Below are 19152 nucleotides of genomic sequence, written 5' to 3' on the forward strand. Positions count from 1 at the left end.
AATGGAGAGCAAAAAAATGGCACTTTCTGTCAACACCAACGCTGGGGCGATGATCGCCCTGCAGAATCTGAACAAGACGAACATGGAAATGAACGAGGTTCAGAACCGCATCAATACCGGTCTGGAAGTGGCCAGCGCGAAGGACAATGGCGGTGTATACGCTATTGCCCAGCGCATGCGCTCCCAGGTCAATGGCTATGGTGTGGTCGGGCAAAGCCTGGATCTCGCGACCTCCGTCACCGATGTAGCTCTGGCTGCCGGTGAGGCGATTTCCGATATTCTCGTCGAAATGAAGGAAAAGGCGCTCGCGGCATCTGATGCATCGCTTGATGCAGCCTCCCGCACGGCCTTGAATGAAGATTTCAAAGCCTTGCGCGACCAGATCACCACGATCACCTCGAATGCCGAGTTCAACGGTACCAACCTGATCAACGGGTCGGTTACTTCGGTCACGGCACTTGCCAATGCAGATGGCTCCAACACGATCACGATCTCCGACCAGAACTTTTCTCTGGCCGGTGGTGTCGTGACGGTCGCTGCAGCGGCTTCCTTCGCTTCGGCTGGTGACGCTTCCACACTTGTCACCACCATCGAAACGTCTCTCGACAACCTGAACAATTCTCTGGCCAAGCTCGGTACAGCTTCAAAGTCGCTCGAAGTTCACAGCAACTTCGTGTCGAAGCTGTCCGACGCGCTGGAGAAGGGGATCGGCAATCTGGTCGACGCCGACCTGGCCAAGGAAAGCGCACGGCTCCAGTCGCTGCAGGTCAAGCAGCAGCTGGGTGTCCAGGCGCTCTCCATCGCCAACCAGGCGCCGCAGACCATCCTGTCCTTCTTCGGCTAAGTTCGTCCGGCCGGGATCGCCCTTGTGGCGATCCCGGTCATTTTTTTCAGGTTCGCCAGCGCTGGCGAACAGTCATGCCCAAATTCGCCCATTAACCTGATATTAATCATAAAATCTTGCCGATCGGCAGTTTTTTCCTAGCGAATTATGCCCGATGACCGGCAATAAATGCCCACCAAAAGGTTACCGGGGAAAGTTTGACTCGGCAAAAACATCCCGGCGAATCACGCGACTCGGAGTTAACCTTCAGGGTCAAGCGTGAACTGGCACCAGCTTTGCTCTTTCCACGACAGGGTCAGAAGACCCAGCGGGCAGAACGTCCGTACATCACCAGAATGGAAAGGGCCAAGAAATGGCTACTATCAACACGAATTCCGGCGCCATGGTTGCGCTGCAGAACCTCAATCAGACCAATCGTGACATCGAGCAGGTCCAGAGCCGCATCAATACCGGCCTGGCTGTCGCTTCTGCCAAAGACAATGGCGGTGTGTACGCGATTGCCCAGAAGATGCGTTCTGACGTCAACGGCTATGCCGCTGTCGGCAACTCGCTCGATCTGGCGGCCTCAACGACCGACGTCGCTCTTGCTGCTGGTGAGGCCATCTCCGACATCCTGGTCGAGATGAAGGAAAAGGCCCTGGCCGCTTCCGACTCGTCGCTCGATACGGCGTCCCGCACTGCCCTGAATGAAGACTTCAAGGCTCTGCGCGACCAGATCACGACCATCGTGGACAATGCTGAATTCAACGGCACGAACCTGATCAATGGTTCCGTGACGTCGATCTCGGCGCTGGCCAATGCAGACGGTTCCAACACGATCACCATTTCCGACCAGAACTTCTCTCTGGCCGGTGGTACCGTGACGGTTGCTGCTGCGGCGTCCTTCGCTTCGGCTGGCGACGCGTCCACGCTCGTCACCACGATCGAAACCTCCCTCGACAATTTGAACGCATCGCTGGCCAAGCTCGGCACCGCGTCCAAGTCGCTCGATATCCATAAGGGTTTCGTTGGCAAGCTGTCTGATGCCCTGGAAAAGGGTATCGGCAACCTGGTCGATGCGGATCTGGCCAAAGAGAGTGCGCGTCTTCAGTCCCTGCAGGTCAAGCAGCAGCTTGGCGTTCAGGCCCTGTCGATCGCCAACTCGGCACCCAGCACGATCCTGGGATACTTCCGTTAATCACGGATTGGGTAGCGGAGCCTCGCTCCGCTACCCGCCTCCGCGGTTGACGCGAAGATTGAGTGAGGCGCTGATGCCTCCGCGTCAGCGAGTAGGAAAATGGCAGAAACGGGGTTCAATCCTGCATCTGTTCCCGTGGCACCCATCAACGAGAACAGAGACATCTCATCCGACCGCCCACGCGAATCCGTGCGGCGGGTCGAGCCTGTTCAGGGCAGCGATCGCAGCGCGCAGACCGGCAATCGTCCGAACGAGAGCGCCGCGGATATCGAGCGCCTGGCAGCAGAGTCACTTGGCAATTCCCGCCTGAAGATCCTCCAGGACGATACGTCCGGCGACTATATCTATCTGATGGTTGATCAGGATACGGGCGAGACGGTCCGGCGCTGGCCGCCGGAGAAGCATGCCGACCTCATGGAATACCTGCGCACACGTACGGCCGGTCTGCTCGACCAGAAGGCCTGAGAGCGGGGCCCCACCGGGTTCCTGACCCGGCAAATTTTGACCCCCCGGGCACATGTGTCCCGGCAATGCGTGGTCAAACGGCGCAAGCCATTCCCCGGGCACTGATATCAAGCAATTGACTTAAAACGCTTTTATCGAGCGTGCCAAAACGGCACGGCTTTTGCGCTTAACCGTTTCGAACAGCCGCTGAAGGGCGGTGATTGAGAACGCGGGAGAATGTCGCATGACGATGAGCGTCCATACCAACACCGGAGCCATGATCGCTCTTCAGAACCTGAACAAGACCAATGATGACATGTTGGGTGTTCAGAACCGTATCAATACCGGCCTGAAGATCGCTGGGGCGAAGGACAATGCCGCCATCTATGCAGTGGCGCAGGGTATGCGGGCGGATGTCCGCGCGCTGGAAGCCGTGCAGAGCGGCCTCGACCGGGCCTCGACGATCGGCGATGTGGCGCTTGCAGCCGGCGAATCGATCTCGGATCTCCTGGTCCAGATGCGCGAGAAGGCCACGGCCGCGATGGACCCGTCGCTCGATACGTTCTCACGCCAGGCCTATGATGCGGACTTCAAGGCGCTGCTCGACCAGATCAGCGGTATTCTGCAAAATGCGGAATTTGATGGCGCGAACATTCTCGACGGCTCGATCACCAGTGGAATCGAATTCCTGGCTGACGCAGACGCCGCCCGTTCGGTTACGCTGAAATCCCAGGATATGAGTATTGGTGGAGCGATCATCACCATCGCCGCCACGGCCAGCCTTGGCACTGTGACCCTGGCGACCAACGCCGTTGCGGCGATCAAGAGCTCGCTTGAGAACGTCAACCAGGCCTTGGCCAATCTCGGCTCGGACACGAAGAAGCTGGAAGCGCATTCCAATTTCGTCGGCAAGCTGATGGACTCTCTGAACAAGGGGGTTGGCGATCTCGTGGATGCCGACCTCGCGGTGGAAAGCGCGAGGCTACAATCCTTGCAGGTCAAGCAGCAACTGGGTGTCCAGGCACTTTCGATCGCCAACGGCCAACCTCAGATCATCCTCAATCTCTTCGGCGGCTAACCCGCTCACCCACCTCCACCACCACGGCGCGGCCCCGGATTTCCGGGGCCGTTTCCGTTTGCGCGACTCAATCCATCATTTCCGGCATGATTTGCGGCGAGCGTCCGGCTGACTGGCGCCGCCCCGTGGAGTGTCACACATGGCCCAACGCTTCCTGCCCTATGGGCGCCAGTCGATTGACGAGAGCGATATTGCCGCCGTCGTCGAGGTGCTGCGCGGTGACTGGCTTACCACCGGCCCGACGATCGACGCGCTGGAAGCGGCATTTTGTGACGCGGTTGGCGCCGAACACGCCGTCGCCTGTTCAAATGGTACGACGGCGCTTCATCTGGCCCTGGCCGCCGAAGGTGTCGGGCCGGGCGATGTCTGCATCGTGCCGGCGGTGACCTTCATGGCGACCGCGAATGCTGCCCTCTATTGCGGCGCTGAAGTGGTGTTTGCCGATGTTGATCCGGAGACCGGCTTGATGACGCCGGACACGCTGGCCGACGCGCTCGGCCGGTCCGGCGGCAAGGCCCGCGCCGTGCTGCCGGTCCATCTCGCCGGCCAGTGCGAGGCGCTGGACCGGATGGCGATGCAGGCCGAAGCGGCTGGCGCAGTTATCATCGAAGATGCTTGCCATGCCGTCGGCTCGCACTGGCGGGGTGAGCCGGTCGGCAATTGCACGCATTCGCGTGCGGCCACTTTCTCCTTTCATCCGGTCAAGACAATCGCGGCGGGTGAGGGCGGCATGGTCACGACACGGGACAGCGAGCTCGCGCGGCGCATGCGGATGCTGCGCAGTCACGGTATCGAACGCGATCCGTCTCAACACATGCGACAGGCGGGCGAACCGTGGTGGCATGAAATGCAGATGCTGGGCTGGAATTACCGGCTCAGCGACATCCAGGCGGCGCTGGCGCTGTCGCAATTGAAGCGGCTCGACGCTTTTGCCGCGCGTCGTCATGCGCTCGCTGCCGCCTATGACGTAGCGCTGAACGGCAATAACAAGGGTATTGAAGGCTTGGCACGCACACCGGACTGCGATCCCTGCCTCCATCTCTATCCGGTGAGAATCGATTTTGACGGGCTCGGAAAGAGCCGGGCCAAGGTGATGAGCGAACTGGCCGCACAGGGTGTGGGCAGCCAGGTCCACTACATCCCGGTCTGCGACCAGCCCGTCTACAAGGCCCGCTATGGCGAGGTGGATATGCCCGGCGCGCGCCGCTACTACGCGCGCACGCTCTCGCTGCCACTCTTTGTCGGTATGGCCGATGAGGATCCGGCGCGCGTGGTGTCGGTGCTGTTGGAAGTGCTGGGCGGCTAAGCCGCCGCTGCCATCCCGATCAGCTCGCGCAGGGCGGCATCGGTGAGCTGTTCCGGATTGGTGTTGGAGGCATAGGCAAAGCCGTCGGGAACCAAATGGCCGCCGGACGCCATGTAGCGTGCGGTGACCTTGGCGCCGTGTGCCGGCAGGATGGCAAACCGGTCATCCAGCTCGATCGTCGTGCGGGCATCGTCTTCCGGGATCATGATCTCGTGCAGCTTTTCGCCGGGCCGGATACCAATCACCTTGTGCGGCAGATGCGGGGCCATGGTGCGGGCCAGGTCGGCTGTGCTCATGGACGGGATCTTCGGCACGAAGATTTCGCCACCGCGGGCCATGGACAGGCTGGAGAGGACGAAATTGACGCCCTGTTCGAGCGTAATCCAGAAACGCGTCATGCGCGGATCGGTGATCGGCAGCTCCTTGGCGCCGCTGTCGATGAGACGGCGGAAATAGGGAATGACCGAGCCGCGCGAGCCGACGACATTGCCATAGCGCACGACCGAGAAAACCGGCCCCCCTTCACCGCCCATGTGCTGGGCCGCCGTGAATATTTTATCCGCGGCCAGTTTCGAGGCGCCATAGAGGTTGATCGGGTTGGCGGCCTTGTCGGTCGACAGCGCGCAAACATGTTTGACCCCGCGCTTGATGGCAGCGCGCACCACATTCTCGGCACCCATGACATTGGTCTTGATGCATTCGAACGGGTTGTATTCGGCGATCGGGACATGCTTTAGCGCGGCCGCATGAATGACGATATCGACATCGCGCATGGCCTGGTCGAGACGCGATTCATCGCGCACATCGCCGATGAAATAGCGCAGGAAGGGATAATCGCTGGGCGAAAAATCCTGAGCCATTTCATACTGTTTCAGCTCGTCGCGCGAGAAGATGATCAGTTTCTTCGGCTTGTATTCGGCGCAGATGGTCTCGGTCAGCTTGCGGCCGAACGACCCCGTCCCGCCGGTGACGAGAATGGTTTTGCCGTCGAGCGGCATGCGCGGATCGAGGAAGGAGCGTTGGTTCATCATTTCCTCGAAAGGCGTTTCGGGCGCTGTCTTGTTCGACATGCTGGGCCTCGCGATTCGTATCCAGTGACCGACGCTGCGCCGCCAAGGTTAACGGTGAGTTAGGCCTGTCAAAGCGCACTCAGGCTAGCAGATTTTCGACGCTCTGAGCAGGGCGGCCGGATTGGCCTGTCATGATTGGCGATCCATCCATTTGTCCCGATCGCATTTACCTTGTTTCGCAACACTTTATTCGTGTTTCGAGCGCACTCTCGGCAATCAGGAAAAAAGGATTCTCGCCGTGAGCGTGATCGGACTCAATGTTGGGCTTCTGACGGGGTGGTACAATTCACGTATCAACGCCTCGCTCGCCTCCTCGACGGCTTTGTCGTCGGGGCCGTCCGCGCGTTCGCAGGAACCCAAGGCGCCGGCGCCCTGGGAGATCGGGTCTCCGAACCTGATGACGCTGGAGGAGATGAGCCGGAAGGTTCTCGCCAACGGCATCTTCTTCAATGACCCCGATCGTGAATTCTCCGGTCTCGATGCGCCGAGCGATCACAAACAGCTCTTCTCGCTTCACCAGGGGCTCAAGCGCCTGGCCTCTCTGGCTGAAGAGGCAATGGACAAGACCACTGCCGACACTCGCCGCGGCTTTCTCGACAAGAGCTTCCAGTCCGGCCTGGCGCAATTCGACAGCTTCTTCGATGATCTCGATCTGGAAGGCCTGACCCTCTTGAAGGGTGAGGAGCTGACCAAGATCGAAAGTGAGGTCGCGATTGCCCGCGGCACTTCACAATACAAGACCGACACGATCCACAAGGGTGATTTCGACGCCGAGGTCGCCAGCCTAACCGGTGATGTCCAATTCTCGATTTCGGTCAAGAAAAGCGGCGTCACCCAGACGATCGATATCAATCTGGCCGATATGGGCGCGACGACGCGCAATCTCGACAATATCTCCGATCACATCAACACGCAGCTGGAAGCGGCCGGCGTGATCACGCGCTTCGAGCGCACCAAGATTGGTGAGAAGAATGATATCGGCATTGTGCCCGGCGATAATTACGGCTTCCTGATCAAGGGCGTGTCGACCGAGACCGTGTCCTTTTCGGCGAGCGCCGCCGAACCGGCGCTCTATTTCGCCGGGGTGTCCGGCATCAATGACAGTGCCGGCGGGCAGGTGGTCAAGCTGACCGATCTGGCCAGCGGCAATCCGCAGACCGGTTACACAACGCGCTTCAGCGCCGACCCCAACCAGACTGAAGTCGCGGTTGTCGGCGGCGAAGAGGGCGAGACCCGGATCAAGCAGGAAGACAATCCGCTCGAGATCCACGCAACGACGGCCTCCAATGATGGCGGCATCTTTGTCGTCGGTCACACCACCGCCTCGACCGATGGCCAGGTGCTCAAGGGCGAGCAGGACCTGGTCTTGGCGAAATATGATTCCACCGGCAATCGCGTCTGGAGCCGAGTGCTCGGCGCCGCCGATACGGCCGAGGGCCTGTCGATCGCCACCGATTCCGACGGCAATGTCGTCGTGGCCGGCAAGGTCGAGGGTGGTCTGGGCGACAGCACCCGGATCGGCGGCTCGGACAATGTCGTCGTGAAATATTCTGCCAGCGGGGTCGAGCAATGGACCCAGCGCTTCGGCAGTACCAAGGATGATCAGGCCGGCACGGTCGCCATCGGCGATGACGGCACGGTCTATGTCGCCGGCAAATCCGCCGGCGCTTTCGGCGATGACGCGCATGAGGGCGGCAATACGGACGGCTATGTCCGGGCGATTGATGCCAGTGGCTCGACGCTCTGGACCCGCCGTGTCGGTTCGACCGGGGATGAGAATGTTGCGGCGATTGCCATTGCCGAAGATGGCAATCTGGTCGTTGCCAGCGAAGAGGATGGCCGCGCCGTCCTGCGCAAGTTCGATGTATCGGATGATACGTCCGCGGCAATCTGGGAGCAGGATTTCGGCAATCTCGATGATGGCCGGATTGGCGGTCTCGCCATCGATGCCAGCGGCATCTATGTCACCGGCGCCGCAGGCGATGCCTTCGCGCCGACCGCGCCGGTCAGCGCGCATGCGGGGGGCGTTCGCGATGCCTTCGTGATGAAGCTGACCGATGGCGCGACGCCGACAACGGACTTTCTGACCTTTGTCGGATCCGACAAGGATGACAGTGGTGCTGGCATCCAGGTCAATAACGGCAAGCTCTACATCGCCGGAAAGACGCTGGGAGGGATCAATGGGGACGCCCTGAACGGTGAACGCGATGCCTTTGCCGCTCAGCTCGACGCCACAACAGGCGCGCTGGACTGGTCGACCCAGATCTCCGGCCGGGCCGGCCTGGCCGATGCCAAGGGTATTGCCTTGTCGACGACGGATGACAGCGTGCTCGACGCGTTGGGCCTGCCCACAGGAACGCTGGCCTATTCCGACAGTCGTGTGGTGACTGATCGCAGCTCGGCGCGCGATGGTGACTATTTCTACCTTTCGGTGGACGGCGGACGTCGCAAGAAGATTTCAATCGACGCTGATGACACGATGCGGTCGCTGACTTTCAAGATCAACGCCAAGCTCGTGTTGAACGGAAGCGCGGATGTGCGCCGCTCGAGCGAAGGCGACATGTTGCGTATCAAGGCGGCTGAAGGCTCGACGATCGAGCTTTTTGCCGGCGGCGAGGGGCGCGATCTTCTCAAATCCCTGGGCATCGCGCCGGGCGCGATCGTCAACAAGGGCTCTTTGCTCGATGATGATGACAAGACCACGGACGGACCGCCCCTGTTCGCGCTCGATCTGCCGCAGTCCCTGTCCCTGAAGGAAATGGACTCGGCCGAAACCGCGATGGAGGCGTTGCAGGATGCCTTGTCGAAAATTCAGCGGGCCTATCGCGACCTGACCCTGGATCCAGCTCTCAAGGAGCTGCTCAAGGGTCCGCAGGCAGGCAAGCGCGGTGGCACGGTGCCAGCGTACTACAATTCCCAGCTGGCCAACTATCAAGCCGGGCTGGCACGCCTGAATTCCGGTCCCAGCGGCCAGGCCAGCCTCTTCCTTTGATATCTGTCCATGCCGAGACGAAAAGGGCGCGGAGCTGGCTCCGCGCCCTTTGTCTGTCCGGAAGTGTCGGTCGCATCAGGCGGTGCGGTTGACAGCGATCGCAAAATTGCCGCCGTGGCCGGCCTGCTGGGCCGCGCCGGGCCCGTAGCCGCCAGCGGTCGAGCGTTGACGCGAGGCTTCGTCGGCGATTGCCTTGACCACGCCCTCTGTGACGGTTTTCAGCGCGCCAACAATCCGGCCATTCTCGGCCAGGGATTCATGGAAGGTTTGGGTGGCGTCGCGCAGGGCCGTTTTAACGGGTGCCGGGGCACCGGCGAAGCGGGTTGGCTCCTTGCGGGCACGCGCGACTTCGGCGCGATAGATATTGGCCAGCTGGGACTTCTCGTCCTGCAGGCCGAGCGCGTCCTGGGGGCGGCGGTCCTGAAACAGGCGGGTTTCCTCATTGATCAGGTCGGTCAGGCGGCGGGTCAGCTTGAGCAGGCCCTCGGCGCGTTCGGCCGGATTGCTGGCGGCAAGTTCGGTCATTGTCTAGATCTCCCCGGTTTCCTGGTAGCGCAGGATTTCAGAAGTCAGGCGGTCGGCGAGGCCAAGGCCACCGGCCTGCGCCATGACATTCGCATATTCTTCGTGCAGCAGACCGGTGAAGGCCCGCTCGCCCGGGCCGCCACCGAACGGATTGTCCTCACCGGTTTGGGCGAACATCTGTTCGATCATCTGCGACAGGAAGAAGCTTTCAAACTCCTCGGCCGTGGCACGCGCTTCTTCCTCATTGCGGGCACCACCAACATTCGGTGCACCCTGGGCGCGGCCGGCACCGGCGGCATTGGCGAGTTGAAGTTCGAGCAGATTATCCATCTTACAGGACCTCGATCTCGGCCTGCAGGGCGCCGGCGGCCTTGATCGCCTGCAGGATGGTGATCATGTCGCGCGGGCTCACGCCCATTGCGTTGAGGCCGTCGACCAGCTGGCTGAGCGAGACGCTGCCGTCCAGCACGCCGAGCTGCATGTTGTCTTCGCTGACCGAGACGTCCGTGCGCGGCAGGACCACAGTCTCGCCTTGCGAGAAGGGAGCGGGCTGGCTGGCGATCGGGCTCTCGGTGACGGTGATGGTCAGATTGCCCTGGGCAATGGCGACTGTGGAGACGCGGACATTCTCGCCCATGACGATCGTGCCGGTATTCTCGTCAATGATGACGCGCGCCGGTATGTCGGCCTCGACGCGCAGCTGCTCGACTTCGGCCAGCAGGTCGATCATGTCGCCGTCGAACTGGGCCGTGCGCTGCAGGGTAACCGTGCTCGGGTCGGAGGCGCGCGCGGCGCCCGGGCCGACATAGGCATTGATGGCGTCGGCCATGCGGCGCGCCGTGGTGATGTCCGGATTGCGCAGGGACAGGCGAAGAGTGTCGCGGTTTGCCAAGGCCGCCCAAGGGTCAACACCGGTGCCTTCATAGGGGTTCTCGACGACCGCGCCATTGGCGATCCGGCCTGAGGTCGGGACGCCGCGGGTGATGCTGGCACCGTCGCCGGCGGCTTCGAAACCACCGACAGCCAGCGAGCCCTGGGCGACCGCCCAGGCGCGGCTATTGCTGTCGAAAAGCGGGGTGGCGATCAGGACACCGCCCTGCAGGCTCGAGGCGTCGCCGATGGCCGAGACTGTCACGTCAATACGGCTGCCCTGCGAGGAAAAGGCCGGCAGGGAGGCCGTGACCATCACCGCCGCGACATTGCGCGTATTGAGGTTGGCATCCCGCGTATTGACGTTGAAATGTTCAAGCATCGCGTTGAGCGACTGGTTCGTGAAGGCGGAGTTGCGCAGGCTGTCGCCGGATCCATCGAGACCGACCACAAGGCCGTAGCCGACCAAGTGGTTGTCACGCACATCCTCAACATCAACCATGTCCTTGATGCGCGACGACGCCATGGCGGGTGTGGCGAAGGCGAGGGCGGCGAGCAGGGTGATGATCAGGCGCATTTTGCGGTCTCCGGAACGGGTTCGCGTCCGACCTTGCCAGTGCCGTGCCAGTTTGGCAGAATTGGTTAATAAAATAAAACGCTGTAAAACAAAGCGTTAGTGGGTAGGGTGGCTCTCGAAGGGGCGGAAAATCCCGCCGCCTGCAATCCCGGACCGGCAGAAATTGCCGATCGGGAGGTTCAAGTTAAGGCTCTGTTAAGCGCCACGGTCGCATCCCTTAAGTGTCATCACGAGGAAATGATTCCCGCCATGAAAGTCTCCGGACCCAGCTCAACCAGCTCCGTTTCAGCCGGCAAGCGCAAGACCACCGCGCGGACGTCGGGTGAGGGATTCTCGCTGGACACGCCGGCCAAGACGGCGGGTTCGATGACGGCCAGTTCAGTCTCGTCGGTTCAGTCGGTCGATGCCATCCTCGCGCTCCAGGGCGTGGAAGATTTCACGCATGCCCGCAAGCAGGCCACGGATCGCGCCTTCGACATGCTGGACATGCTCGACGAGCTCAAGATCGCGCTTCTTGAAGGCGGTCTGCCCCGGGCCAAACTGATCGCCCTGATGGATCTCTTGCAGACGCGGCGCGACGCCACAAATGATGCGCGACTCGAAGCCGCTCTGGACGAGGTCGAGACCCGGGCTGCTGTTGAGCTGGCCAAGTTCAGCTGAAACCGCCTGTTCGACACAAATCATTCAAGCTTTTTCGCTATTTGCTCATCCTGAATGAGGGCGTAGCAGCGTCTCCACATTGACTTGGGCGGATCGGCGCATATGCTCCGGCCCGCTTTCTGGGGGAGAGCGCTGTGCCGCGTTGAGTTGAGTGGAAAGCGATGAGCGAAGCTGAACCGATCGAATTGCCCAAGGATTACTTCCCGTCGGAAGACGAGCCGTTCATGAATGACCGGCAAAAAGAGTATTTCCGCCGGAAATTGATGGCCTGGAAGGATGACATCCTCCGGGAGAGCCGTTCGACGATCACAAATCTGCAGGAAGACATGGGCGCGCTGCCCGATCTGGCGGATCGTGCCTCGACCGAGACCGATCGCTCGCTGGAGCTGCGGGCCCGTGATCGGCAGCGCAAACTGATTTCCAAAATCGACAAAGCCCTGCGCCGTCTCGAAGAAGACGAGTATGGCTATTGCGATGAGACAGGTGAGCCGATCTCCCTGGCCCGGCTTGATGCCCGCCCGGTCGCCACGCTCAGCCTGGAAGCGCAGGAGCGCCACGAGCGCAAGGAACGCGTTCACCGCGATAGCTGATACTGCGAGCAGATAGGCTTTGGAGTCTGGCGATTGTCTCGCCGGCACGACCGCTGCTTGCCTGCCTGATATCCCGATAAAAAGAGGGCCGTCACGCGCTTGGCGTAACGGCCCAGTTAATCCCGATGGTGGCGGGGTTTCGTGTCCTAGAACGGCATCAGGATGTCATAGAGTTCCTGGCCGTAGCGCGGGCGCTGGGCATCGGAGAGATGTCCGCGGCCGCCGTAGGAAATGCGGGCTTCAGCGATTTGCGTGTGGGCGATCGTATTGTCCGATCCGATGTCCTGCGGACGCGCAATGCCGGTGATGAGGAGTTCGCGCACCTCATTGTTCACGCGGACTTCCTGGCGCCCGGCGATCACCAGATTGCCATTCGGCAGAACCTGGGTGACGAGGGCGGCCACGGTCAGCGAGATGCTTTCAGTGCGGTTGACGGATCCGCTTCCGGCCAGCGAGGACGATGAGCCGAGACTGGTCAGGGAAGACGGGTCGATATTGTCGTTGAAGAAGCCGGTGAGGTCGGCGCCCAGGAAATTGGTCAGGTCGCTGTCTTCCGCCGAACTGCGTGAGCGGTTGGTCGTGTTGTTCAGCTGTGCGCTGTCGGAGATGTCGATGTTGACGGTGACGATATCGCCGACCTGATCGGCCCGCGGATCGCCGAAGAAGGTCGGCGAATTGGCGTTCCAGAGCGAGTTGTTGGCGGTCGAATTCTGTGCATAGCGCTGCTGCGGCATGCGCGGCACCGGCATCGGCAATTGCGACGGTCCGGTCCCGGCAAGATCGGCCGGGTTCTGGATCGGTGTCATGGGCGGCGCCTGGCCGACATAGGACAGACGGTCGCTGGTGGCGCAGGCCTGCAGTGCGGCAGCGACGAGGACAAGGGCGGTGAATTTGCGGATCATGATCTGACCTCCTCGATCAGAAGCTTGCGGCCGGCGAGGTGCCGACGCGGGCGCGGCCCGGACCATCGACAAGGGCCTCGACCGTACGGTTCGATTGCAGATTGACGAAGCGCGCAACCTCGCCGTCGGCGGCATTTTCCATGGCCCGTGCGCGCACGGTCAGCTGGATGCCGGGAACTTCAAACATCAAGGTGACCAGATCGCCGCGCTCGACCATGAGCGGGCGTTGCAGGTCATAGCCGCGCAATGGCTCGTTCGGGCGCAGGGACCGGCGGGTCTCCATGCCGATCATCTCGGTCGGATCGAGGATGGCATCGGGACGGACGCGGTCGGCACGATGGCTGATCCAGGCGATGTCGTCGCCAGTGATTTCCTGGCCGGCCGCGACGGGACGGGCCAGAACCGGCAGATCGATGGTCGCATAGGCGCGGCCGGTGACGCGAACCGTCTGGGCGCCATGATAGGGCGCGATTTCAGCAGCCAGCATGCCGGAGCGGCTGTCAAAGCTGAGATCATGGATCTCCGGGCCGCCGGCGCTGTTGAGCGGGGCGTGGAGGGCCATGGCCGAGTTGGACAATTGCACGTCATGGACCCGACCTTCCGAAGCGAAGAGCTCGCCTTCCAGCATGTCGGTCAGGGTCTCGGCCGAGACGACGCGGCTGGCGCGCTGGATGGACAGGCGGCGCAAACTGCCGGCATTGGCCCAGTCGAGATCATTCTCCAGCGCGATGCGGCGGACATAATTGACGTCCAGGGTCGTTCGGCTGCCTGGTGCCGGGGCGCGGGCGACGACGATGTCGGCCTGCGTACCGGTGATGTCGAACAGATCGCCCAGGGTGATATGGGCGCTGTTGACACGGATCGTCTCGCGCAGCACGACCGGCTCGCCGGCCAGCGCTGCAGACGTCGCCAACGGTGCCGTGGTGAGGCAGGCGAGGGCAATGAGGCTTGAGCGGATCATCTATCTCTCCCGTTAGCGAAGGTTGGAGGAAGCGGCCATCATCTCATCCGAGGCGGTGATGACGCGGGCATTCATTTCATAGGCGCGTTGGGCCTGGATCAGGGCGGTGATCTCGGACACCGAATTGACATTCGAGGTCTCGACAAAGCCCTGGCGGACATCACCGAATCCGGGTGAGCCGGGCGTGCCGAGTGAAGCCGGGCCGGACGCGGCTGTTTCCAGGAACAGATTGTCGCCGATCGCCTCAAGGCCAGCCTGGTTGAAGAAGGTTGCCAGTTCGATCTGACCCACGGTCTGCATGTCGGTCTGACCGTCGATCTGAACCTGGACCTGACCCTGGACATTGATCTCGATCTGGCGTGCTCCGTTGGGAATGGCGATGCCTGGCGCGACGGTGTAGCCCTCGGAGGTGACCAGCTCGCCGTCGCCGCTTACGGCAAAATTCCCGGCGCGGGTAAAGCCGTCGGAACCATCGGGCATCTGCACCCGGAAATAGCCTTCGCCGGAAACCGCGAGGTCAAACGGATTACCGGTGTTCGACAAGGCGCCCTGTTCGGTGATGCGATAAATCGAGGCGGTCTGGACCCCCAGGCCGACCTGGACACCGGTGGGCACGATCGTACCGGCGTCTGAGCTGGCGGCGCCCATCTGCTGGACATTCTGGTAGAGCAGGTCCTGGAATTCGGCGCGCTGGCGCTTGAACCCGGTCGTGTTCATGTTGGCCAGGTTGTTCGAGATCACTTCGACATTGAGCTGTTGAGCCTGCATGCCGGTGGCGGCGGTGGTGAGAGCACGCATATCCGTTCTCCTACGATCAGATCCGGCCAAGGCGCTCGATGGCGCGCTTGCTCAGGTCTTCTGCTTGTTCAAGAAATTTCGAAACCGACTGGTAGCTGCGCATGACAGACATCATGTCGGTCAGTTCGAGGATCGACTGCACGTTGGATTGTTCGACGAAGCCTTGGCGCACTGTCGGATCGAGCATGGCCAGCGGTTCGTCGGCGAGGTCCTCGACCGGCGGGATCGTGTAGCGACCATTGCCCTGTTTGGACATCTCGGCGCGATTTTCGATCTCGAACACGCCGACCCGGCCGATCTGCTGACCGTTCTGCACAAGCGCGCCACCGTCCACGATTTCGATATTGCCGAGAGCGGCGTCGATCAGGATCGGGCCGCGCGTATCGGCATCGAGCACCGGCGCGCCGTCGGCGGCGACCAGCTGGCCGTTGCCATCAAGGCGGAAGCGGCCATCCCGTGTGTATTGTTCAGTGCCATTGGCCTCGACAGCGAAAAAGCCCTCCCCCTCAATGGAGAGGTCGAATTCCCGACCGGTGAAGGCGAGTTCGCCCTGGCGGAAATCACGGGCCATCCCCCACGTATTCACGAACTGGACGTCAGACGGTCCGTCCGTGTGTTGGGCGGTGGGCGCAGCGCGGTTTTCCAGCAGCAGGGATTCAACCTTGAAGCCGGCTGTATTGGCGTTGGCGATATTGTTGGCCACGACATCCATAGACCGGCGAAGGGTCATCTGGCGCGAGAGGCCGATCATCATTGCGTTGTCCATCGGGCGGTTCCTTTCTGGAGCCTGGGGTCCGCCGTCGTCATTGCGCGGCAGTTGCCCGACAAGCTGCATGCCGCGTGCCAAGGTTAATTTTCATGGAAAACAAGAAGTTGACGATGGGCGGTCAAATCGACCGGCAAGCCTTTCCGGCAAAGACCGTCACAGCACTGGGAAGAAGTTGCCGGGTCGCGGCCGATCACTACGAAACGTTAACCGCGCTGACCGTTAATGGGGTCAAGCGATTCCCCTGAATGGGAGCCTGACGATGGCTGATGAGAGTGACGACATCGAAGACGAGACCGAAGGCGAGGAGGCGCCGAAGAAGAACCCATTGAAATTGGTTCTGTTTATCGGCCTGCCCGTCCTAATCCTGCTGCTCGCTGGCGTAGGCGGTTTCATGATGTTCGCTGGTGGTGGCGATGATGAAGAACAGCATGCGGACGCGGGTCATGGCGAGGCCGGAGACGGTCACGACGCCGCCGATACCCACGAAACGGATGAAGTATATTATTATGATCTGCGCGAAGGTGACGGGACGGAAGAGACCATCGTCACCAATATCCGGTCCTCGACCGGGCGGCCTGTCGTGATCCAGATGTCGGTATCCTTCGAGTCGCGTCGCGACGATCTCGGCCCGATCCTGGAGCAGCATGTCGACAGGGTGCTGGATCAATACCTGATGTTCCTGCGCGAGCTGCGCGAGGACGATATTTACGGCTCGGCGGGCCAGAACCGCCTGCGACTGGAATTGTTGCGCCGTGTGAATCTGGCCATCGAGCCGGCGCAGGTCGACGCCGTCCTGATTACGCAAATCCTCATGGTCGACTAGGACAGCCCGGACGAACGGAAAGCACGCACATGTCTGACGATATGGACCAAGATGCACTGGCGGCCGAATGGGAGGCCATGGCCGAGGACGGAGACGACCTCGACCTGGCGTCCGAATGGGAGGCCATGGTCGGTGCCGATGATGACGAGCAGGAGCTGCCCACTGTCGGTGGCGGCGCCGAGCGCATCCTCAACCAGGACGAGATCGACAGCCTTCTGGGCTTCTCGCTCTCCGATGATGACGCGGCGGACAAGTCCGGCATTCGCGCCATCATCAATTCCGCGCTGGTCTCCTATGAGCGCTTGCCCATGCTGGAGATCGTGTTCGACCGCCTCGTGCGATTGATGACGACTTCGCTGCGCAATTTCACGTCGGACAATGTCGAGGTCTCGCTCGACAATATCTCGTCGATCCGCTTCGGCGATTATCTCAATTCCATTCCGCTGCCAGCCATCCTCGCCGTTTTCCGGGCCCAGCAGCTGGACAATTACGGCCTGCTGACCGTCGACTCCAACCTGATCTACTCGATCGTGGACGTCCTGCTTGGTGGGCGCCGCGGAACCTCGGCCATGCGGATCGAGGGGCGGCCCTACACCACGATCGAGCGCATGCTGGTGCAGCGCATGATCGAGGTTGTGCTGGGCGACGCCAAACAGGCCTTCCAGCCGCTGACCGAGGTCGATTTCGACCTCGAGCGCGTCGAGACCAATCCGCGTTTCGCGGCGATCGCCCGTCCAGCCAATGCGGCTATCCTCGTCAAGCTGCGCATCGACATGGAAGACCGCGGCGGTCGAATCGAGCTCTTGCTGCCCTATGCGACTCTGGAGCCCATCCGGAAAATGCTGCTCCAGCAGTTCATGGGGGAAAAATTCGGACGTGATAATATCTGGGAAGGCCATTTGGCGACCGAGCTCTGGTCGACCAAGATGGAGGTTCAGGCCGTGCTCGACGAACAGCGCGTTTCCCTGGGCACCGTGGCCAATCTGAAAGTGGGTGACACGCTCTATCTCGACGCGTCGCCGACCAGTGATGTTGAGCTGCGTTGCGGCCAAGTCCTCCTGACACGCGGCCGTATGGGCCGCATTGGACATAGCGTTGCCCTGCGACTGAGCGGACCGCTCTCGCCGGGTGCCAAGAAAGCGATGATGAGGTTCGCATGACACTCGCCGCCCTGATTTTCGAAGGTCTCGTTGCTGCCCTGCTGGTGGTGGCTGTCGTCATGTGCTGGCGGGTCGATCGCCGTCTCAACGCCCTCAAGAAGGGCCAGGACGGTGTTCGCGAGTCGGTCATTGCCCTCAACGAGGCGACCGACCGGGCCCGTGCCAGCCTTGGTGCACTCGAGCGCGCAACTGCGCAGTCGGCCGAAGTTCTGGAGCAACGCGTGGGCGAAGCCCGGACCCTGGCTGACGAGCTGCGTCTGGTGACCGGCAATGCCGACCGCAAGGCTGATCGCCTGGCTCAGCCCCGCGCCGCGCGCCGTCGCGCTGCTGATATTTTTCCCGATGGTGCCGGTTCGCGCATCATCAATGATCTCAAGGATGTGAGGTAGCGCCATGCGCGAACCCCTTCGCTTTCTGACGGTTCTCGCCGTCCTGATGGGCGGGCTGCTGGGCCTGAAAACCCTGTCGATCGCCAATGGCGCCGCCGCGTGGTGGGAGGCCCAAGGCAGTGCCATGGCTGCAGAAGCCAGCCAGGACGAGACTGGTGATGACGCCGAGGCCGACGCGCCGATCATGCCGGCCGAACACAATGAGCCGGTTGAACTCGAAACCGAGCCGTCCGCGTCGGAAGTCTCTGCGGCGTTTGCCGAGCGCATCGCCAGCGGTGTGCGCACGGCCGAGGAAGAACGCGTCATCTACCGCCTGCGCGAACGCTCAAGCGAGCTCGATGCACGCGAGCGTGAGCTGGAAACCCGCGAGGCGCTCATGCTGGCGATGGAACAGCGCGTCGATACCAAGATTGCCGAGCTCGACGAGCTGCGCACCCAGATCGAATCCCTGTCCGGCGAACTCTCCGAGCGCGAGGATGAGGACATGGCGGTCATCGTGAGCTGGTATTCCGCCATGGCCAACGACAGCGCCGGTGCGGCCGCGACCCGTCTGAGTGCACTGGATATGGACACGCAGCTGCAAATCGCTTCGCGCATGTCCCAGCGGGTTTTCGGCACCATCCTCGCATCCATGGACCCGGGCGCCGCCGCGGCTCTGACCGAGCGCATGGCCAGCCGCTCGAATCTGCCGGAGACGGTGGCCGAGCTGGAGGCGCGGATTGCCGAAGGCGGCTAGACATATGGGTCGATTGGCCGGGAGCCTCATTCCGCTGCTCCTGACGTCGACCGCGCTGGCCCAGGCGCCCGCCACGCTCAGTGTCGAGCGTGGCGATAATTCGTTGCGACTGTTGATCGATTATGATGACAGCGTCGCCGACAATCTCCCCACTGCCGATATCGATGTCGAACATACCGTCCTGATTGCTCGCCTGAGCGAAGCGATGGACGCGGATGTCTCCGGATTGGTCGGCGCGCTTGAAGGCCTGGCAGCCCGTGCCCGCCTCGACCCTGATGGATCGACCCTGCGGATCGCGCTCAACCAGACGGTCGATGCCTATACCTCGTCGAGCTATGATCAGGTCGCGATCGATTTTGTGCCCGTCGGCGGTGATCGCCCCGCCGATATCGTGTCGCCGCGCGAAGCCCGCGAGATCGAGGCCGCACGCCTGGCGGCCGAGCAGGCGGCTCTGCCGCCGCCGCCACCGCCACCCGCCGAG

The 19152-nt window shown here is 61.8% G+C and carries 22 protein-coding genes; 14 read left to right on the forward strand and 8 right to left on the reverse strand.

The features are described from left to right. Positions 1 to 16 precede the first annotated feature (16 nt). The 5 genes from Q0X62_RS04945 to pseC all read left to right on the forward strand — a co-directional run bounded on the left by Q0X62_RS04945 (position 17) and on the right by pseC (position 4849). Positions 17 to 844: a flagellin gene (locus tag Q0X62_RS04945; RefSeq protein ID WP_297732335.1), complete on the forward strand. Its 828-nt coding sequence runs from the start codon at positions 17 to 19 to the stop codon at positions 842 to 844. Between the two features lie 352 nt (positions 845 to 1196). After that, a complete protein-coding gene (locus Q0X62_RS04950) occupies positions 1197 to 2021 on the forward strand; it encodes a flagellin (protein ID WP_297732337.1) in 825 nt (274 codons plus the stop codon). Positions 2022 to 2156: 135 nt separating this feature from the next. Then, positions 2157 to 2486 (forward strand): flagellar protein FlaG, encoded by a 330-nt coding sequence (locus Q0X62_RS04955; protein WP_297732339.1) that lies wholly within the window; start codon positions 2157 to 2159, stop codon positions 2484 to 2486. 223 nt (positions 2487 to 2709) lie between these two features. After that, positions 2710 to 3543: a flagellin gene (locus Q0X62_RS04960; RefSeq protein WP_297732341.1), complete on the forward strand. Its 834-nt coding sequence runs from the start codon at positions 2710 to 2712 to the stop codon at positions 3541 to 3543. A gap of 139 nt (positions 3544 to 3682) precedes the next feature. Further along, the gene (gene pseC, locus Q0X62_RS04965; RefSeq protein ID WP_297732343.1) at positions 3683 to 4849 is read left to right on the forward strand and encodes a UDP-4-amino-4,6-dideoxy-N-acetyl-beta-L-altrosamine transaminase; all 1167 of its coding nucleotides are present in this window, start codon (positions 3683 to 3685) and stop codon (positions 4847 to 4849) included. On the opposite strand, the gene pseB is transcribed toward pseC, so the two are convergent. Continuing rightward, positions 4846 to 5877 (reverse strand): UDP-N-acetylglucosamine 4,6-dehydratase (inverting), encoded by a 1032-nt coding sequence (pseB, locus tag Q0X62_RS04970; protein WP_366946108.1) that lies wholly within the window; start codon positions 5875 to 5877, stop codon positions 4846 to 4848. The two genes, pseC and pseB, sit on opposite strands and share 4 nt — an antisense overlap. 280 nt (positions 5878 to 6157) lie before the next feature. Here pseB and Q0X62_RS04975 point away from each other — a divergent pair, with 280 nt between their 5' ends. Then, positions 6158 to 8911, forward strand: coding sequence for a hypothetical protein (locus Q0X62_RS04975; RefSeq protein ID WP_297732347.1), 2754 nt, complete (start codon positions 6158 to 6160; stop codon positions 8909 to 8911). Positions 8912 to 8986: 75 nt separating this feature from the next. Here Q0X62_RS04975 and Q0X62_RS04980 read toward each other — a convergent pair whose 3' ends face one another. From Q0X62_RS04980 to Q0X62_RS04990, 3 genes are read right to left on the reverse strand one after another with little or no spacing between them, the layout of a single operon-like run. Continuing rightward, on the reverse strand, positions 8987 to 9436 hold the full coding sequence (locus Q0X62_RS04980) for a flagellar basal-body protein FlbY (RefSeq protein WP_297732349.1): 450 nt from the start codon (positions 9434 to 9436) through the stop codon (positions 8987 to 8989). Positions 9437 to 9439: 3 nt separating this feature from the next. Continuing rightward, complete coding sequence (locus tag Q0X62_RS04985; RefSeq protein WP_297732351.1) at positions 9440 to 9766, reverse strand: rod-binding protein; 327 nt, start codon at positions 9764 to 9766, stop codon at positions 9440 to 9442. 1 nt (position 9767) lies between these two features. Continuing rightward, entirely contained in the window at positions 9768 to 10883 is a 1116-nt protein-coding gene (locus Q0X62_RS04990; protein WP_297732352.1) for a flagellar basal body P-ring protein FlgI, read from the reverse strand. A 249-nt stretch (positions 10884 to 11132) separates the two neighbouring features. Here Q0X62_RS04990 and Q0X62_RS04995 point away from each other — a divergent pair, with 249 nt between their 5' ends. Both Q0X62_RS04995 and dksA read left to right on the forward strand, forming a co-directional pair. Next, complete coding sequence (locus Q0X62_RS04995) at positions 11133 to 11543, forward strand: flagellar assembly protein FliX (protein WP_297732354.1); 411 nt, start codon at positions 11133 to 11135, stop codon at positions 11541 to 11543. Between the two features lie 161 nt (positions 11544 to 11704). Beyond that, positions 11705 to 12133, forward strand: coding sequence for an RNA polymerase-binding protein DksA (gene dksA, locus Q0X62_RS05000; protein WP_297732356.1), 429 nt, complete (start codon positions 11705 to 11707; stop codon positions 12131 to 12133). 146 nt (positions 12134 to 12279) lie between these two features. Here dksA and flgH read toward each other — a convergent pair whose 3' ends face one another. Genes flgH through Q0X62_RS05020 form a run of 4 tightly spaced genes read right to left on the reverse strand, consistent with a single transcriptional unit; the run spans position 12280 to position 15560 of the window. After that, positions 12280 to 13035 carry a flagellar basal body L-ring protein FlgH gene (gene flgH / locus Q0X62_RS05005; protein WP_297732358.1) on the reverse strand — a complete coding sequence of 252 codons (756 nt, stop codon included), beginning with the start codon at positions 13033 to 13035 and terminating at the stop codon, positions 12280 to 12282. A 16-nt stretch (positions 13036 to 13051) separates the two neighbouring features. After that, positions 13052 to 13996 (reverse strand): flagellar basal body P-ring formation chaperone FlgA, encoded by a 945-nt coding sequence (gene flgA / locus Q0X62_RS05010; protein ID WP_297732360.1) that lies wholly within the window; start codon positions 13994 to 13996, stop codon positions 13052 to 13054. A gap of 12 nt (positions 13997 to 14008) precedes the next feature. Further along, positions 14009 to 14794: a flagellar basal-body rod protein FlgG gene (gene flgG, locus Q0X62_RS05015; protein ID WP_297732362.1), complete on the reverse strand. Its 786-nt coding sequence runs from the start codon at positions 14792 to 14794 to the stop codon at positions 14009 to 14011. 16 nt (positions 14795 to 14810) lie between these two features. Continuing rightward, positions 14811 to 15560 (reverse strand): flagellar hook-basal body complex protein, encoded by a 750-nt coding sequence (locus Q0X62_RS05020; protein WP_297732364.1) that lies wholly within the window; start codon positions 15558 to 15560, stop codon positions 14811 to 14813. A gap of 92 nt (positions 15561 to 15652) precedes the next feature. Here Q0X62_RS05020 and Q0X62_RS05025 point away from each other — a divergent pair, with 92 nt between their 5' ends. From Q0X62_RS05025 to Q0X62_RS05050, 6 genes are all read left to right on the forward strand, one after another. After that, positions 15653 to 15808 carry a hypothetical protein gene (locus Q0X62_RS05025; protein WP_297732366.1) on the forward strand — a complete coding sequence of 52 codons (156 nt, stop codon included), beginning with the start codon at positions 15653 to 15655 and terminating at the stop codon, positions 15806 to 15808. 14 nt (positions 15809 to 15822) lie between these two features. Continuing rightward, entirely contained in the window at positions 15823 to 16386 is a 564-nt protein-coding gene (locus Q0X62_RS05030; protein WP_297732368.1) for a flagellar basal body-associated FliL family protein, read from the forward strand. A gap of 29 nt (positions 16387 to 16415) precedes the next feature. Further along, positions 16416 to 17546 (forward strand): flagellar motor switch protein FliM, encoded by a 1131-nt coding sequence (gene fliM, locus Q0X62_RS05035; RefSeq protein WP_297732369.1) that lies wholly within the window; start codon positions 16416 to 16418, stop codon positions 17544 to 17546. Next, the gene (locus tag Q0X62_RS05040; RefSeq protein ID WP_297732371.1) at positions 17543 to 17935 is read left to right on the forward strand and encodes a DUF6468 domain-containing protein; all 393 of its coding nucleotides are present in this window, start codon (positions 17543 to 17545) and stop codon (positions 17933 to 17935) included. The genes fliM and Q0X62_RS05040 overlap by 4 nt, the downstream gene beginning before the upstream one ends. A gap of 4 nt (positions 17936 to 17939) precedes the next feature. Continuing rightward, entirely contained in the window at positions 17940 to 18671 is a 732-nt protein-coding gene (locus Q0X62_RS05045; protein ID WP_297732373.1) for a hypothetical protein, read from the forward strand. 4 nt (positions 18672 to 18675) lie between these two features. Next, positions 18676 to 19152: hypothetical protein (locus Q0X62_RS05050; protein WP_297732375.1), on the forward strand; the 477-nt coding region annotated here is incomplete at its 3' end.

The organism is uncultured Maricaulis sp., assembly GCF_947259345.1.
Lineage (GTDB): Bacteria > Pseudomonadota > Alphaproteobacteria > Caulobacterales > Maricaulaceae > Maricaulis.

Bases quoted from the DNA above. Each gene is read 5' to 3' on its own strand.
- Q0X62_RS04945 (WP_297732335.1), top strand. From the start codon at position 17: ATGGCACTTTCTGTCAACACCAACGCTGGGGCGATGATCGCCCTGCAG.
- Q0X62_RS04950 (WP_297732337.1), top strand. From the start codon at position 1,197: ATGGCTACTATCAACACGAATTCCGGCGCCATGGTTGCGCTGCAGAAC.
- Q0X62_RS04960 (WP_297732341.1), top strand. From the start codon at position 2,710: ATGACGATGAGCGTCCATACCAACACCGGAGCCATGATCGCTCTTCAG.
- pseC (WP_297732343.1), top strand. From the start codon at position 3,683: ATGGCCCAACGCTTCCTGCCCTATGGGCGCCAGTCGATTGACGAGAGC.
- pseB (WP_366946108.1), bottom strand. From the start codon at position 5,877: ATGAACCAACGCTCCTTCCTCGATCCGCGCATGCCGCTCGACGGCAAA.
- Q0X62_RS04980 (WP_297732349.1), bottom strand. From the start codon at position 9,436: ATGACCGAACTTGCCGCCAGCAATCCGGCCGAACGCGCCGAGGGCCTG.
- Q0X62_RS04985 (WP_297732351.1), bottom strand. From the start codon at position 9,766: ATGGATAATCTGCTCGAACTTCAACTCGCCAATGCCGCCGGTGCCGGC.
- Q0X62_RS04990 (WP_297732352.1), bottom strand. From the start codon at position 10,883: ATGCGCCTGATCATCACCCTGCTCGCCGCCCTCGCCTTCGCCACACCC.
- Q0X62_RS04995 (WP_297732354.1), top strand. From the start codon at position 11,133: ATGAAAGTCTCCGGACCCAGCTCAACCAGCTCCGTTTCAGCCGGCAAG.
- dksA (WP_297732356.1), top strand. From the start codon at position 11,705: ATGAGCGAAGCTGAACCGATCGAATTGCCCAAGGATTACTTCCCGTCG.
- flgH (WP_297732358.1), bottom strand. From the start codon at position 13,035: ATGATCCGCAAATTCACCGCCCTTGTCCTCGTCGCTGCCGCACTGCAG.
- flgA (WP_297732360.1), bottom strand. From the start codon at position 13,996: ATGATCCGCTCAAGCCTCATTGCCCTCGCCTGCCTCACCACGGCACCG.
- flgG (WP_297732362.1), bottom strand. From the start codon at position 14,794: ATGCGTGCTCTCACCACCGCCGCCACCGGCATGCAGGCTCAACAGCTC.
- Q0X62_RS05020 (WP_297732364.1), bottom strand. From the start codon at position 15,560: ATGGACAACGCAATGATGATCGGCCTCTCGCGCCAGATGACCCTTCGC.
- Q0X62_RS05025 (WP_297732366.1), top strand. From the start codon at position 15,653: ATGGAAAACAAGAAGTTGACGATGGGCGGTCAAATCGACCGGCAAGCC.
- Q0X62_RS05030 (WP_297732368.1), top strand. From the start codon at position 15,823: ATGGCTGATGAGAGTGACGACATCGAAGACGAGACCGAAGGCGAGGAG.
- fliM (WP_297732369.1), top strand. From the start codon at position 16,416: ATGTCTGACGATATGGACCAAGATGCACTGGCGGCCGAATGGGAGGCC.
- Q0X62_RS05040 (WP_297732371.1), top strand. From the start codon at position 17,543: ATGACACTCGCCGCCCTGATTTTCGAAGGTCTCGTTGCTGCCCTGCTG.
- Q0X62_RS05045 (WP_297732373.1), top strand. From the start codon at position 17,940: ATGCGCGAACCCCTTCGCTTTCTGACGGTTCTCGCCGTCCTGATGGGC.